Source organism: Microbacterium sp. RU1D (assembly GCF_900156435.1).
GTDB lineage: Bacteria > Actinomycetota > Actinomycetes > Actinomycetales > Microbacteriaceae > Microbacterium.
In genome coordinates this window covers 255242-269781 of sequence record NZ_FTPQ01000003.1, presented here as the reverse complement: position 1 = coordinate 269781, position 14540 = coordinate 255242, and the positions used below count along the sequence as shown (strand labels likewise).

The window sequence follows — 14540 nt, the reverse complement described above, 5'->3', positions numbered from 1 at the left end:
GCCCGCCGAGAGGAGCCCGCGACGTGGACGACCTCGCCCGCTGGACGGCGGCGTTGACGACGATGGTCGGCCTGGGGGTGACGCTGGGACTGAACCCCGCGCTCTACGCCGCCACGGCCGATGCCCTCGCCCAGAACACCCGGGTGGCCGCCCGGGTCGGGTGGATGGTTGCGGGGCTGGCGACCGGCGCGACCGTGCTCTACCTCGTGCTGCAGAGCGTCGACCCGACCGAGTTCGTCACGGCCGCGGAGCGACGAACCACGGATGCGGTGCTCGATCGCCGCGTCGACCTCGCCGCCGGAGCGGTCTTCCTCGTCGGAGCACTCGCGATGGGCCTGTGGAGGATGCGCACACCCGGGCGGATGCCGCACCGCAAGGCCCCGTCGGCGCACGCTCACGGCTGGAGCTCGTACGTGCTCGGGGTCAGCTGCTCGATCGTCGGATTCACGACGCTGCCGATCATGTACATGACGGGCCGGGTGGCCGACGGGGTGAGCGACCACCCCCTGCTGCGATGGCTGGCGTACGCGGTGTTCCTCGTCGCCCTGGCCGCACCGTTCGTGCTCCTCGCGACGGCCTGGTCGCGGTTCCCCACGACGGCGGCACGGGTGAACCACGTCTACGTGCGCATGATCGATGCCGATCACCGCATGCTCTACGCGGTCGTCCTCGCCGTCGCGGGGGTCGCGTGCGTCATCCTCGGGGTCGTGCCCGGGAGGTGACCCGCGTCAGCGCGCCCGGCGCTGCTTGGCGAGCTTCGACACCACCCGGCGACGCACCTTCTGCACCTTCGGGTCGGTCCACACGCGGTAAGCCACCGTTCCCGCGGCCACCGCGCGGCCGATCGCCGTCCGTGCGAGCACCGCTCCCGCCAGTCCCACGGCCCCGGTTCCGATCCATCGTGCAACGCCCATAGCGCCTGCCTCCTTCTGTCCGCTGAACCTCCAGCAAACGCGACGGAGGGAGGGATGCCATGCCACTTGCGCCCCGGTCGGCGGTGTGCTGTCCGGGCTCAGGCGAAGCGTTCGCCCACGCCCGCGGCGAACGGCTCGAGCGCCGCGATGATGTCGTCGGACAGCGGCGTCGTGCTCGCCGCGACGGCGTCGTCGATCTGGCCGGTGCGCGAGGCGCCGATGATCGCGGTGGTGACGACCGGGTCGCGCAGCACCCACGCGACGGCGAGTTGCGGGATCGACAGTCCGGCCTCGCGGGCCACGCCGTCGATGCCGCGGATGCGCTCGAGGTAGTCGTCGGTGAGCGCCGAGGCGTCGAGGAACCGGCTGTCGGCCGCCCGCGAATCGGCGGGCACGGTGCCGTCGAGGTACTTCGCCGTCAACAGGCCCTGGGCGAGAGGGGAGAACACGGCGCTGCCCACGGCCAGCTCGCGCAGCACAGGGAACAGCTCCGCCTCGGGGGTGCGATCGAAGAGCGAGTAGCGCGGCTGGTGGATGAACAGGCGTACACCTTCGGCGGCGAGCAGCTCGTGGGCGCGACGGGTGAGGTCGGCGGGATAGTTCGAGATGCCGACGTAGAGCGCCTTGCCGCTGCGCACGATGTCGGCGAGGGCGTGCACGGTCTCCTCGATGGGCGTCTCGGGGTCGACGCGGTGCGAGTAGAACACGTCGACGTAGTCGGTGCGCATGCGGGTGAGGCTCTGCTCGAGGGAGCGCATCAGGTACTTGCGCGAGCCGCCGTCGCCATAGGGCCCGGGCCACATGTCGTAGCCGGCCTTCGTCGACAGGAACAGCTCGTCGCGGTAGCGCCGCAGATCGCTGTCCAGCACGGTGCCGAAGGTGGTCTCGGCGGCGCCGTAGGGCGGGCCGTAGTTGTTGGCGAGGTCGATGTGCACGATGCCGCGATCGACCGCGTGGAGCAGAATCTCCCGCTGAGAGTCGAGCGTGCGGGCCGTGCCGAAGTTCTGCCACAGGCCGAGCGAGACACGGGGGAGGGGGATGCCGCTGGCGCCGGCGCGCTGGAACGGCACGTCGTCGTAGCGGGTCGCGGCGGCCTCGAAGGGCGAGACGAGGCGGGGGTCATCGGCGGCGATGGGCATGGAACTGCTCCTCGGGAGGGGGTCGGCGTGATTCGACTCTCCCATAGCGATCCGCGTTGCGGCGGGATCACTCCCGCGTGCCGAGTGGCCGCGAATCGTCCGCTTTGCCTTGCGACGACGGGGCCAGAGCCTGACCGCCGACTCGTCCTGGACCCACAGGCTGGATCGAGCCGCCAGCGAGGCGGGCCGGCACACCGCGGTGTTTCCGGCCCGCTTCCGGCGTCAGCCGGCGAGTTCTTCGCGCAGCAGGGCGGCCCCCGCGGTCAGGGCGCTCACCTTGTCGTAGGCGACGTGACGCGGGAGCGGCGCCATTCCGCAGTTCGAGCTCGGGATGAGCTTGTCGGCATCCACGAATCGAAGAGCGCGGCGGAGGGTGTCGGCGACCTCTTCGGGCGTCTCGATGCGCTCGCTGGCGACGTCGAGGGCGCCGAGCATGACCTTCTTGCCGCGGACGAGTTCGACGAGCTCGATCGGCACGTTCGAGTGGTGGCTCTCGAGCGAGACGATGTCGATGCTCGAGCGCTGCAGCAGGGGGAACGACTCCTCGTACTGGCGCCACTCGGAGCCGAGGGTGGCCTTCCAATCGGTGTTCGCCTTGATGCCGTAGCCGTAGCAGATGTGCACGGCCGTCTCGGCGCGCAGGCCCTCCGCCGCGCGCTCGAGGGCCGCGACGCCCCAATCCTTCATCTCGTCGAAGAACACGTTGAAGGCCGGCTCGTCGAACTGGACGATGTCGACGCCCGCGGCCTCGAGCTCGCGCGCTTCCTGGTTGAGGATCGTCGCGAACTCCCACGCGAGCTTCTCGCGGCTGCCGTAGTAGCGGTCGGAGAGCGTGTCGATCATCGTCATGGGGCCGGGCAGCGCCCATTTGATCGGCCGGTCGGTCTGCGCGCGGAGGAAGGCGGCATCCTCGACGAACACCGGACCGCGGCGGCTGACGGCGCCCACGACCGTGGGCACGCTCGCGTCGTAGCGGTTGCGGATACGCACGGTCTCGCGGTTCTCGAAGTCGACGCCGTCGAGGTTCTCGATGAACGTGGTCACGAAGTGCTGACGCGTCTGCTCGCCGTCGCTGATGATGTCGAGGCCGCGGCGCTCCTGCTCCTGCACCGCGGCGCGCAGTGCGTCGTGCTTGCCCTCGACGAGCACGTCGCCCTCGAGCTCCCACGGCGACCAGAGCACCTCGGGCTTGGCGAGCCAGGCGGGCTTGGGGAGGCTGCCGACGGTCGAGGTGGGCAGGACAGTGGTCACGGTGGCGGATCCTTCGGCGGTCATCGAACGGGTGCGGCGTAATCGGCGGCCCACGCGTCGAGGATGTGACGGTGGGGCTTCACGAAGTGCTCTTCGGCGTAGCGGCCCTGCGTCACGGCGAGCCGGCTGCGCTCCTCGCGGTCGTAGTCGATGCCGGTGCGGACGAACTCGGGCTCGTCGAGCGTCGGGCGATACACCTCGCCCGCGGGGCTGATGGCGTTGTAGATCTCTGGCCGGTAGATCTTCTGGAACGTCTCCATCGTCGCGATGGTGCCCGCCAGCTGCAGGTCGGAGTACTCCGCGGTGAGGTCGTCGCGGAAGTAGAACGCCAGCGGAGCCACACTGCCGCGCGGCATGAAGTATCGCACCCGCAGGCCCATGCGCCCGAAGTACTCGTCGGTGAGCGAGAACGAGTCCTGCTCGTACTCGACGCCGAGCACGGGGTGCACGACACCCGTGCGCCGATAGGTGCGGCTGGTCGACACGCTGATGCAGATCACGGGTGCCTGCGCGAACCGCTCACGGTACGCGTCGGAGTCGAGGAAGTGCTGGAAGATCTTCCCGTGCAGGATGCCGAAGTCCTCGGGCACCGTGAAACCGGTGCCGCCGGCGTTGGCCGCCGGCAGGACCACGCTGAAGTCGTAGTCGCGCAAGTAGGAGGAGAAATTGTTGCCGACGATGCCGCGGTGGCGCTCGCCGCTGCGGGTGTCGACGATGCTCACGTCGAGCACCTCGATCACGGGGAACTCCTCGTCATCCGCCCCGTCTTCGAAGCGCAGGTGCACCGAGACGATGTCGAGCTCCACGCGATAGCGGTCGGCGTCCGCCTGCACCAGTTCGTTCAGTCGGTGGTTCATCATCGACAGGGCGTTGCGGAGGTTCTCCTGACGGCCCGCGCCGCGCGCCAGGTTGGCGAAGTTCGTCGTGACGCGCGAGGACTCGGCGGGTGCGTAGTCCTCGTCGAAACGGGTGGTGGTGATGCTGAACGTGATGTCGTTCGCCATGACGGGCCAATCGGGTGCGGGGGCCGGAGGGGCCCGCGGGTGGTGGTGCTCCCATCCTGTGTCTCGGCTTCGGTCATCGGGTAATTCCCGCCGTCTATGCGGCGCTATAGCCTCGACCTATGGCAAAACGTCCGAGCGGGATCACTCTGCAGCAGTTGCAGTACTTCATCGAGGTCGCGGCCGAAGGATCCATCTCCGCCGCCGCCGACCTGCTCTACGTCGCGCAGCCCACCCTGTCGGCCGCCATGAAGGACCTCGAGACGCGCGTCGGTCGCGACCTGCTCACCCGCTCGGCTCGCGGCGTCACGCTCACCAACGACGGCGTGGAGTTCCTCGGCTACGCCCGCCAGGTGGTGGAACAGGCGGAGCTGCTCGAGCAGCGGTACCTCGGGCGGCCGCCCTCCCGGCGCCTGCTGGGTGTGTCGGCGCAGCATTACTCCTTCGTCGTCGACGCGTTCGTGCGCATGGTGAACGCCTCGGATGCCGCGGAGTACGAGTTCTCCCTGCGCGAGACTCGCACCTTCGACATCATCGAAGACGTCCGCACCCTCCGCAGCGAGCTCGGCATCCTCTTCCGCAACGACTTCAACCGCGACGTGCTCGACAAGCTGCTGCGCGACTCCGGGCTGGCCTTCCATCCCCTGTTCGTCGCGGCACCGCACATCTTCGTGTCCCGCCGGAACCCCCTGGCATCCCGCTCGCGCGCGACGCTCGACGACCTCGTCGACCTTCCCCGCCTGACTTTCGACCAGGGCGCGAACAACTCCTTCTACTTCGCCGAGGAGATCCTCTCGACCCTGTCGAGTCGCCAAGAGATCCGCGTGTCCGACCGCGCGACCATCTTCAACCTCATGATCGGCCTCGGGGGCTACACGATCTCGACCGGCATCATCAGTGACGACCTCGACCCCGAGATCGTCGCGGTGCCCCTCGACGTCGACGAGCAGATCGAGATCGGCTGGATCGGGCGCACCGCGATCCCGCTCACCGAGCAGGCGCAGCGCTACCTCGGCGAGGTGCGCGCGGTCGTCGCCGAATTCGGCGTGGAGTTGCTCGACGAGGGCTGACGGATGCCGCGGCGCTCGCCGCATGCCGGTGCGGTGGTGCGGGATGCTGCACACTGACCCGCATGCACGGGGGAGCACGACGAGGTATCGGTTCGGTGGCCATCGGCATGTCTGCGCTGCTGGCGACGGGGTGCGGGGTGATGCCATCGCCGGAGACGGAGTTGCAGGACGCCCTCGCGCGCTCGGTGGACAGGGCACAGGACACAGGACACCTTCTGGCCCTACCGCGCCGACATCGTTTCCGATCCGGAGGCCGCGATCACCCGGATCGGATTCGTCTCTGACGTCCGGCCCGCGTACGTCGACCCCGCCTTCGTGCCGGCCGGGGGGTCGTACAAGCTCCTCGGGCTCTCGGCATCCGCTGACGGGACGTCTCTGGTCCTCGCGACGTCGGCCGGGGGTCGAGACGGGCGGCGGCTTCTTCTCCGACCAGCGCAGCGCGGCGGTCTGCTTCGAGCTGCGCTTCCCGGCCGGCGAGCGGAAGATCCACACCCTCGCCTCCGACTGCACCGACGGCGCCTGCCACGGTCTCGCCGACGTCGCCGACGTCGCCGACGTCGCCGACGTCATCGACTACTCGCGGTACGGGGAGCCGCAGTCGATCGACGGTCTCGACGCGCGACGCACGGTGACCGCCGAGGACTATCCGTCGCTGCCGTGCCAGCGCGCCAGCGGCGGGACGTGCGACTGCCCGGGCGGGTGACGCGGTCGGCGCGTGACACGTGGGCTCGATGATCCGCGTGTGTCCGACGCGTCGATGTGAGCATGGGGCATGGCATTCGGGATGACCCGCGACGTGTTGCGCCCCATGGACTCGTCGCGCGCGGATCGGGTGACGTACGTCGAGCTCTTCTTCGATCTCATGTTCGTTCTCGCGCTGATGCAGTTGTTCGCCTATCTCTTCGAATCAGACTCCGCTCGGCGCCTTCGAGGGCATCATCATGGTGTGCGCACTGTGGTGGGCGTGGGTGTCGACCACCTGGGTGACCAACTGGCTCGACCCGGTGACGCTCCCCTTGCGTGGAGCGGTCGTCGCGTTGGGCTTCGTCGCGCTGGTGATGAGCGTCTCGATCGCGGAGGCCTTCGGTGATCGAGCGTGGGCGGTCGCGATCTCGTACGTCGTTCTCCAGATCGGGCGCACGGGATTCATCGTGTGGGCGACCCTCCGTCACGATCGGCGGGTCGCGCACTCTTTCGCTCTGATCCTCGGGTGGACCGTCGTCGGCGGCGCGCTCTGGATCGTCGGCGCCGTGTTGCCGCACGCGTGGCAGCTGCCGTTGTGGACGGCGGCTCTGGCTCTCGAGCTGATCGGCACGATTCTCGGCTGCCGCGTGGCGAACCAGAAGATTGGAGGCCGCCGCGCGCACGGGGATGAAAGCAGTTTGCTAGATGTGGACCGGGGGAGTCCGCTCCTGACGATGGAACGCGTGGCATACGATGACGCCGGCCGCCCGGTAGAAGTCGGGCAACATTGCTACCGGCCCGACAGGTACAGTTTCGAGACCACCCTGGTGGCGCGGTGAAACGGGCGACCCTTACTTACTGGAGCTCGGACGAGGCCCGAGGGGTCTTCGGAGGCTCGACTATATCTGACGTCGCCGCAATCTCGTCGACGCGGAGACTACGCACCGTCAGGTTGCGGAAGACCGCGCGCCCTCCCTGTGCGTACAGCCGAAGATGAGTGTCGCCCTTGAGAGGGAACACGCGGTGCGAGTGGACTACCCTTCCCTGTCCGAAGAAGACCTCGACACTCGTCTGGTCGATGAGGATTCGGACCGGTGTTGCGCTAGACCCGAAATCGACCGACGTCCGCGTCTCACCGCCCGATGGGCTGATCGTGTTGCGTCGGTCGACGTAAACGTAGGCGTCCTCCAGGGATAGGCCCGCGCGGACGAACCGGCCCCCCTGGCGTGCTCTGCAGATTTCGAACCCGACGGCGCGGGGAGCAGTCTCGGCATCCCAGGTGATCTCGCACCTGATGTCCGCGGCGAGGGACTCGATGTCGAGGTCGAAGACGTCGGCCACTTCGACATCGCCGAGCACTCGCGTATCGCCGGCGTAGTCGTCGAGTGCGGCAGTGGGTGTCGAGGCGAGGAAGTACACGCCCGCGTCGGCGACCAGTCTCACATCGCGGACGATCATGTCGTCTCCGTTGTACCCATCGGTGACAAGGGTCGGGGTGTTATGCGGGTAATCCCAGAAGTTCGCCCACCCCAATGCATGGCGGAGCGTGTCGGTCTCGCGCCCCTCGTCGTCGTGGTGCGGATAGGTCACCGCGCCGTAGAAGTCGAAGCCGTAGTCCAGCCATTCCGGTTCGGTGCGGTCGGGGAGGAAGGATTCGCCGTCGAAGTCACCGGTCCAGTACGCGTAGGTGGCAGGGAGGCCCCGGTCCTTGCCGTTCGCGCTGGTCGCGAGAATCCAATGGCGCGTTCCATCGTCAGCGGTCATGCGGAAGATGTCGGGGCATTCCAGCAGGCCGATGTCCGTGCGCTCGAAACGCCCCACCTCCGTCCACGTCCGTAGATCGGTCGATACGTAGAACCCCAACTCGAAGCCCTCGGCGTTCACCATGAACCACCGATCGCGATCGGTGTCCCAGATCACCTTGGGGTCGCGGAAATCGGGCACACCGGGGTTGGCCAGCACCGGATCATCGCCGGCCGACGCGAACGTCGCGCCGCCGTCGGTGGAGTACCAGAGGTATTGGCCCTGCACGCCTCCCGGAGCCTGGGTGATCAGGGCGACCACCGCCCCCGCGCCGAAACCGGCCGTGTTGCGGTCGTCGACCACGAGGCATCCCGACCAGCAGTCGCCGTTCACGCCGGACTTCGGTACGGCGACACCGCGGTCCTGGAACGTGACGTGGTCGCGGGTCGTCGCCCGACGCCAGGAGGTGCCGATGCGCCCTGCGATGTAGTCGGCGTTGTAGAGGTAGTAGTAGTGGTATTCGCCGTCGAGGTAGATCGGCCGCTGGGGGTCGTTCTTCCAGTTGTCCGGCACGCTGAAGTGGTAAGTCGGGCGCATGGGGTCGTCCTTTCGCGGGCGAGGTTCGGGCGCGTCAGAGGGATGCAGACCGGCCCGTGGTGCCGAGTTCCGCAGCCCACGGAAGGTCGGCGCCGGGGCGCGAGACGGTGAGCGCGGCGGCGGTGGCGGCGCGGGTGCCGAGGACTCGGAGAAGCGTCGCGTCGAGCTCGCCCGTCGAGGCGAGATAGTCGTCGATGAGGGATGCCATGAACGTGTCGCCGGCGCCGATGGTGTCGGCGACGGAAGTGGTGACGCCGGCGATCTCGACACGTGAAGACGGTCCGAGGAGGATCGCGCCGTGCGCCCCGCGCGTGCCGACCGCCAGACGCGCACCGACGGCACGCGTTCGGCGCAGTGCCTCGTCGAGGGAGAGCTCCGGGTAGAGCCACGCGGCATCCTCGTCGCTCATCTTCACGAGCGTCGCCCGCGCCGCGAGCGCCTCGAACCGCCGGAGCGCCACCGCGTGGTCGGGCAGCAGCGCGGGGCGAATGTTCGGGTCGACCGAGATCACCGGCGCCCGAAGACCGTCGAGGAAACGGTCGAGTTCCGACGCGCCGGGGTCGAGAAACAGCGCCAGCGAGCCCGTGTGCACCAGGGCGGGGTTGAGGTCCGGGACGATGGCGGGCAGGTCCCACTCGATGTCGAAGCGGTAGGAGGCTGAGCCGTCGGCTGCGAGCGTGGCGCGTGCGGTAGAGGCCGCGCGGGCGCCAAAGGAGTCCGGCAGGACGTCGACGTGCGACTCCCGGAGGTGTCGGACGATCAGGTCCGACCGCGCGTCTTGGCCCAGCCGGGTGAGGAGCGCGACGGAGCGTCCCCGTCGCCCGAGGCCGAGCGCGACATTGGCGGGGCTCCCGCCGACGTGCTCGACCTCGGCGCCGCTCGCATCCACGATGTCGACCAGCGCCTCGCCGATCACCAGCACGTCGGGATCAGACACGGAAACCTCCCTCGGCGGTCAGTTCGGTGACACTCACGTGTTCCAGACGCGTGGGAGCCCCGTCGGCGACGATGATGATCGGCGCATCGCCGTAGTCGGCGAGCGTCAGGAGACTCAGAGTCACCGCGCCTCCGGCTGCGAACACCTCGATGGAGTTGGCGTCGATCCACACGTCGAGGTCTCGAGCGCCCGGGGCGTCCGGTGGGAGCGTGGCGCGTGCGGAGGACGGGAACGCAGTGTTCTTCGCCCCGCCCGCCATGTCGTGGCGTTCGAGGAGCAGCTCGTCTCCGGTGTGCGTGAGCTCCACCACCGTCGTGCCCTCCGCGGCGGCGGTCGCCCATCGCAGAGTGACGCGCCCGGAGCCTGCTCCGATCCGAAGACGCAGGCGTGCCGCCGTCGCCACCGCGTGGGAGGGGATGACCTCTCCCGTCGAGGGGACGTCTATGTCCGTCGCCTCGAACCGAATGATCTCGAGGGGGGCGACCGCGGGCGTCTGCACGACGCGGCCCTCGCGCAGGCCGATCGTGCGGGGGAGCGCCATGCTCCCGCGCCACGGGGCGTCCGGGAGGTCGTGGGCGTACGCCCAGTTGTTGAGCCAGGCGATCATGACGCGCTCGTCCAGACCGCTGAACGTCACCCCGGCGTAGTAGTCGGGGCCGTGGTCGAGCCATTGCCACCGATCAGCGGTGAACGTCACCCCGTCGAAGTCGCCGATGAAGGCGAGCATCCCCGAGCCCCCGGCGGGGTGCCCGGGGTTGACCGACAGCGTGATCACCCATTCGTCGCCGACGCGGAACAGGTCGGGGCACTCCCAGATCCCGTCGGTCGGACCCTGCGGTCCGAAGACCGAAAGCGGATGCCAGTGAAGGAGGTCGCGCGAACGGAACAGGTGCATCTGACGGTCTACGGCCTCGACCGTGATCATCACCCAGTGGTCGTCGACGCGGAGGACCTTGGGGTCGCGGAAGTCCGCCGTGCCGCGATCGAGGACCACCCCGTGCTTCGTCCAGGTGGCTCCGCCGTCGCTGCTCCAGGCGAGGGCCTGCGCCTGACCGTCCGGTGCGGCGGCGGTGTACAACGCGACGAGCGGCGCTCGACCGGCCTCGCCGAGACCCGAGCTGTTGTCCTCGTCGCAGACCACCGACCCGGAGAAGATCTGGGCGTCATCGTCGAAGAGGAGCGCCACCGGGTGCTCCGTCCAGGTCACGAGATCGATGCTCGTGGCATGGCCCCAGCTCATGTTCCCCCACTGCGTCCCGTGCGGGTTGTACTGGAAGAAGAGGTGGTAGACGCCGTCGTGAAAGACCAGACCGTTGGGGTCGTTCATCCAGTTGCGCTGAGGTGCGAAATGCACGACGGGACGCGTCGTCGGCACGACGGACGCGGGCGAGATCTCGGTCGTCACGGGGTTCTCCTGTGTTCGCGCGAGGGCGCGAGGTCGATGTGAAGGGGCGGGTCGGTGGTCACGCGTCGGCGAGCCCGTCGGGGCTGATCCAGTGCCGGGCCGACACGAAGCGTCGATCGCTACGGGCCTCGGCCGCGGCGCGCCGCTCGACGATCGCGGAGATCTCGGCCCGGGCGTCGGCTCGCTCCACGCGGTCGAAGGGCACGGCGCGCGTCGGGTCGGGTGCGGCCGAGAGCAGCAGCCGTGTGTATGGGTGTCGCGGGTGATCCATGACTTGGGCGCTGGGACCTCCTTCGACGAGGCCGCCGCGCAGCATGACGACGGTGCTGTCCGCCACGAACCGGGCGGAGGCGAGGTCGTGCGTGATGTACAGGATCGAGATCCCGCGTTCGTCGCGCAGACGCTTGAGGAGCAGCAGAACGCCCATCCGCACGGACACGTCCAGCATGGACGTCGGCTCGTCCGCGAGGATCACCTTGGGGTTCACCGCTAGAGCGCGGGCGACCGCGACGCGCTGGCGCTGGCCACCCGACAGTTCGTGCGGGTAGCGCTCCAGCAGAGCGGGCGACAGCTCGACGGATTCCATCAGCTCGCGGGCGGCGGCCCTGCGTTGGTCCGACGTCAGGTCGTGAAGGTAGATCGCGAGGGGACGCTCAAGGAAGTGGCTGATGCGTTTAGTGGGGTTGAGGGAGCCGAACGGGTCCTGGAACACCATCTGAACGGTGCCGCGGTAACGACGAGACGCTCGCCGGGGCTCGTCCCGGAGCACGTCGCGGCCATCGACGAGGATGCGACCCGACGTGGGGCTCTCCAGCCGCGCCAGGATGCGCGCGATCGTGCTCTTCCCGCTGCCCGATTCGCCGACCAGCGCCATGATCTCGCCGCTGTGCAGCGTCAGCGACGCCCGGTCGACCGCGGTCGTGGTGCGACGGCGGAACAGTGAGCCCTGGGTGAAGACCTTGGTGACGTCTTCGAGCACGACCACCGGCTCCCCGAACGGGGACTCCTCCTCGGCATCTGCGTCGTCGACGACCGACCGTGAGCGGATCGGGGGGAACGCCTCGATGAGGCGGCGCGTGTACTCGTGCTGAGGGTTGGCGTAGATCTCACGGGAGGGCCCGATCTCCAGGAGCCTGCCGTTGCGCATGACGCCAAGGTTCTTGGTGATCTCCACCATGAGCGAGAGGTCATGAGTGATGAAGAGGATCGCGAAGCCCAGGCGTGCCTGCAGCTGCGTGATCTCATGGATGATCTCCTGCTGCACCACGACGTCGAGAGCCGTCGTGGGCTCGTCCATGATCAGCAGCGACGGTTCCAGCGCGAGGGCTATTGCAATCACCGCCCTCTGCCGCATGCCGCCCGACAACTGGTGCGGGAAAGCCGTCACGCGATCCGGGTCGATGCCCACCAGCTCCAACAGTTCGCGCGCTCGAGAGCGTGCTGCCGATCGTGACAAGTCTCGGTGCGTGATCAGAACGTCGACAATCTGTTCCCCGATCGTGAGGACGGGGTTGAGGGAATTCATCGCGCTCTGGAAGACCATCGACACGTCGCTCCATCGGAACATGCGCAGCTGTTCCCCGGACAGCGCGCTGACGTCGGTGTCTCCGCAACGGATCGAACCGCCGACGATGCTGCCGTTGCCGCCGAGCAGTTGCAGGATCGCGTTCGCGATCGTGCTCTTGCCGCTCCCGGACTCGCCGGCCAACCCGAAGGTCTCGCCGCGGCGGATCGTGAAGGAGACGTCGTCGACGGCGATGACGGGGTCGCCCGCGGTCTCGTAGGCGATGGTGAGGTTCTGCACCTCGAGGACGATCTCGCCCCGTTCGCCGCGCCCGGGCACCGCCGCGGGCTGCTCGATCGTGTTCACTTGTTGCGACCCTTCTTCTTGCGCGACACCAGGCGGGGATTCGTGATCTCGTCGACGGCGTAGTTGACGAGCGCGAGCGAGAACGCCACGAGCGCGATCGCGACGCCCGACGGCAGGAACGTCCACCAGGTGCCCCGGATCATGGATCCTTCGATGCTCGACCAGTAGAGGTTGGTGCCCCAGCTGACGGCCGAGACGTCGCCGAGGCCGAGGAACTCGAGCCCCGCCTGTGCGCCGATGCCGAAGATCACGCAGGCGAGGAAGGTGCTCATGACGATGGATGCCATGTTCGGGAGCATCTCGCGCAGCATGATCGTCACCGGGCGCTCGCCGGTGACCACGGCGGCATCCACGTAGTCCTTCCCCCGGAGGGACAGGGCCTGTGAGCGGATGACACGGGCCGAGCCCGCCCATCCGGTGGCCACGAGGACCAGCACGATTGTGCCGGGGCCCGCGGGGAGGAACGCCGCCAGGATGATCAGGAGCGGGAGACCCGGGATCAGCAGGAAGATGTTGGTCACGACCGAGAGCAGGTCGTCGATGACGCGGCCGAAGAACGCCGAGGCGAGGCCGACGAGGAGCCCCACGATCGTGGCGAGCGCCCCGACGGTGAAGCCGATCCCGAGGGAACTGCGCGCCCCCCAGATGAGGAGCGCGAAGACATCTTCGCCCTTCTGTGTGGTCCCGAGCAGGTGCGCCGCGGAGGGCGCTTCGGATCCGTCGGCGACGGCATCACGCGGACTGCCGGGGGCGAGCAGGGGAGCGGCCAGGGCGACCGCGACGAACACGACCAGGATGATGATCCCGATCAGAGCGCGACGGTCGCGGAGGAGCCTGGCGACGAAGTGGTCGCGGAAGACGGGCGTGCGTACGGGCACGCCGGGCCGCGACATGGTGTCGGTGGAGACGAGAGTCGAGCCGGAATTCTGCAGAGACATGGGTCACCTCACTCGCACGCGCGGGTCGAGGCGCACGTAGACGATGTCGATCAGGAAGTTGGCGACCAGGACGGCCGCCGTGAGAGTCAGGAAGATGCCCTGCATCAGCGGGTAGTCCAGGGCCTGCACGGCGCGGAGCAGCTGGTAGCCGATGCCGGGGTACGCGAACACCACCTCGGTCAGCAGTGCGCCGCCGACGACGAATCCGATCGACATTCCGAACGACGTCACCGAGGGGAGCATCGCGTTGCGGGCGGCGTAGCGGTACATGATGCGCCCCTCGCGCAGCCCTTTCGCGCGCGCCATCGTGATGTAGTCCTCGGCGGAGGTGGCGATCATTGTGTTGCGCATCCCGAGCATCCAGCCCCCGATCGAGATGGCGACGATCGTGCCGGCGGGCAGGACCAAGTGCCACAGCACGTCACCGATGAACGGGAAGCTGAAGGACGGCGTCCTGCCCAGGGTGAAGGCCTGCCCGACCGGGAACCACTTCATGACCACCGCGAACAGGTACAGCGCGATCATTGCGATGAAGAAGTAGGGGAAGGAGCCGATGAACACCAGGAGCGGCGGGAACACGTTGTCCAGGACCCCGCCTCGTCGCCAGGCCGCCCAGATGCCGAGGAGATTGCCGGCGACCACGGCAATGATCAGCGCGGTTCCGCCGAGGAGCACGGTCCACCCCAGCTGATTTCCGATCACCTGCGAGACCGGCGTCGGGAACTGCGAGATCGACAGTCCGAGGTTGCCGGTGAAGACGTCGCCGATGTACTGCACGTACTGCAGCAGGATGGGGCGGTCGTCGAGGCCGAACAGGTGGCGGAACTGCTGCACCTGTTCGTCGGTCACCGACCCCTGCATCTGGCCGAGCATGCGCCCGACCGGGTCGCCCGGGATCAGCCGGGGAAGCAGGAAGTTGATGGTCAGCGACGCCCAGAAGGCGATGAGGTAGTACCCCAGTCGGCGGAGAACGAAGGCCATGTCGATCGCT

At 68.4% G+C, this 14540-nt stretch carries 13 protein-coding genes; 3 read left to right on the top strand and 10 right to left on the bottom strand.

The features are described 5' to 3' along the window. The first annotated feature begins 23 nt into the window (after nucleotides 1-23). Nucleotides 24-722 (top strand): hypothetical protein, encoded by a 699-nt coding sequence (locus B0B15_RS13475; RefSeq protein WP_076676908.1) that lies wholly within the window; start codon nucleotides 24-26, stop codon nucleotides 720-722. Nucleotides 723-728: 6 nt separating this feature from the next. Here B0B15_RS13475 and B0B15_RS13470 read toward each other — a convergent pair whose 3' ends face one another. From B0B15_RS13470 to B0B15_RS13455, 4 genes are all read right to left on the bottom strand, one after another. Beyond that, on the bottom strand, nucleotides 729-914 hold the full coding sequence (locus tag B0B15_RS13470; RefSeq protein WP_076676906.1) for a hypothetical protein: 186 nt from the start codon (nucleotides 912-914) through the stop codon (nucleotides 729-731). A 98-nt stretch (nucleotides 915-1012) separates the two neighbouring features. Then, nucleotides 1013-2053 carry an aldo/keto reductase gene (locus B0B15_RS13465; protein WP_076676904.1) on the bottom strand — a complete coding sequence of 347 codons (1041 nt, stop codon included), beginning with the start codon at nucleotides 2051-2053 and terminating at the stop codon, nucleotides 1013-1015. A 222-nt stretch (nucleotides 2054-2275) separates the two neighbouring features. After that, on the bottom strand, nucleotides 2276-3304 hold the full coding sequence (locus tag B0B15_RS13460) for a methionine synthase (RefSeq protein WP_076677646.1): 1029 nt from the start codon (nucleotides 3302-3304) through the stop codon (nucleotides 2276-2278). Between the two features lie 20 nt (nucleotides 3305-3324). Then, nucleotides 3325-4308 (bottom strand): putative oxygenase MesX, encoded by a 984-nt coding sequence (locus tag B0B15_RS13455; protein WP_076676902.1) that lies wholly within the window; start codon nucleotides 4306-4308, stop codon nucleotides 3325-3327. Nucleotides 4309-4427: 119 nt separating this feature from the next. Here B0B15_RS13455 and B0B15_RS13450 point away from each other — a divergent pair, with 119 nt between their 5' ends. Together B0B15_RS13450 and B0B15_RS16850 are read left to right on the top strand one after the other, a co-directional pair. After that, nucleotides 4428-5375 carry a LysR family transcriptional regulator gene (locus B0B15_RS13450; RefSeq protein ID WP_076676900.1) on the top strand — a complete coding sequence of 316 codons (948 nt, stop codon included), beginning with the start codon at nucleotides 4428-4430 and terminating at the stop codon, nucleotides 5373-5375. Between the two features lie 896 nt (nucleotides 5376-6271). Beyond that, nucleotides 6272-6898 carry a low temperature requirement protein A gene (locus B0B15_RS16850; protein ID WP_371113262.1) on the top strand — a complete coding sequence of 209 codons (627 nt, stop codon included), beginning with the start codon at nucleotides 6272-6274 and terminating at the stop codon, nucleotides 6896-6898. A 16-nt stretch (nucleotides 6899-6914) separates the two neighbouring features. Here B0B15_RS16850 and B0B15_RS13435 read toward each other — a convergent pair whose 3' ends face one another. From B0B15_RS13435 to B0B15_RS13410, 6 genes are read right to left on the bottom strand one after another with little or no spacing between them, the layout of a single operon-like run. Then, a complete protein-coding gene (locus tag B0B15_RS13435) occupies nucleotides 6915-8399 on the bottom strand; it encodes a glycoside hydrolase family 32 protein (protein ID WP_076676894.1) in 1485 nt (494 codons plus the stop codon). Between the two features lie 34 nt (nucleotides 8400-8433). Beyond that, a complete protein-coding gene (locus tag B0B15_RS13430) occupies nucleotides 8434-9336 on the bottom strand; it encodes a PfkB family carbohydrate kinase (RefSeq protein WP_076676892.1) in 903 nt (300 codons plus the stop codon). Further along, nucleotides 9329-10741: a glycoside hydrolase family 32 protein gene (locus B0B15_RS13425; RefSeq protein WP_076676890.1), complete on the bottom strand. Its 1413-nt coding sequence runs from the start codon at nucleotides 10739-10741 to the stop codon at nucleotides 9329-9331. The genes B0B15_RS13430 and B0B15_RS13425 overlap by 8 nt, the downstream gene beginning before the upstream one ends. A 58-nt stretch (nucleotides 10742-10799) precedes the next feature. Next, nucleotides 10800-12611, bottom strand: a complete 1812-nt coding sequence (locus B0B15_RS13420; RefSeq protein ID WP_076676888.1) for a dipeptide ABC transporter ATP-binding protein — start codon at nucleotides 12609-12611, stop codon at nucleotides 10800-10802. Next, a complete protein-coding gene (locus B0B15_RS16840; RefSeq protein ID WP_256334323.1) occupies nucleotides 12608-13504 on the bottom strand; it encodes an ABC transporter permease in 897 nt (298 codons plus the stop codon). The genes B0B15_RS13420 and B0B15_RS16840 overlap by 4 nt, the downstream gene beginning before the upstream one ends. 48 nt (nucleotides 13505-13552) lie before the next feature. Further along, nucleotides 13553-14530 (bottom strand): ABC transporter permease, encoded by a 978-nt coding sequence (locus tag B0B15_RS13410; RefSeq protein WP_076676884.1) that lies wholly within the window; start codon nucleotides 14528-14530, stop codon nucleotides 13553-13555. Between the last annotated feature and the right edge of the window lie 10 nt (nucleotides 14531-14540).

Excerpts from the sequence above, each read along its gene's own strand:
- B0B15_RS13435 (WP_076676894.1), bottom strand. The coding sequence starts at position 8,399 with ATGCGCCCGACTTACCACTTCAGCGTGCCGGACAACTGGAAGAACGAC.
- B0B15_RS13450 (WP_076676900.1), top strand. The coding sequence starts at position 4,428 with ATGGCAAAACGTCCGAGCGGGATCACTCTGCAGCAGTTGCAGTACTTC.
- B0B15_RS13455 (WP_076676902.1), bottom strand. The coding sequence starts at position 4,308 with ATGGCGAACGACATCACGTTCAGCATCACCACCACCCGTTTCGACGAG.
- B0B15_RS13470 (WP_076676906.1), bottom strand. The coding sequence starts at position 914 with ATGGGCGTTGCACGATGGATCGGAACCGGGGCCGTGGGACTGGCGGGA.
- B0B15_RS16840 (WP_256334323.1), bottom strand. The coding sequence starts at position 13,504 with ATGTCGCGGCCCGGCGTGCCCGTACGCACGCCCGTCTTCCGCGACCAC.
- B0B15_RS13465 (WP_076676904.1), bottom strand. The coding sequence starts at position 2,053 with ATGCCCATCGCCGCCGATGACCCCCGCCTCGTCTCGCCCTTCGAGGCC.
- B0B15_RS13410 (WP_076676884.1), bottom strand. The coding sequence starts at position 14,530 with ATGGCCTTCGTTCTCCGCCGACTGGGGTACTACCTCATCGCCTTCTGG.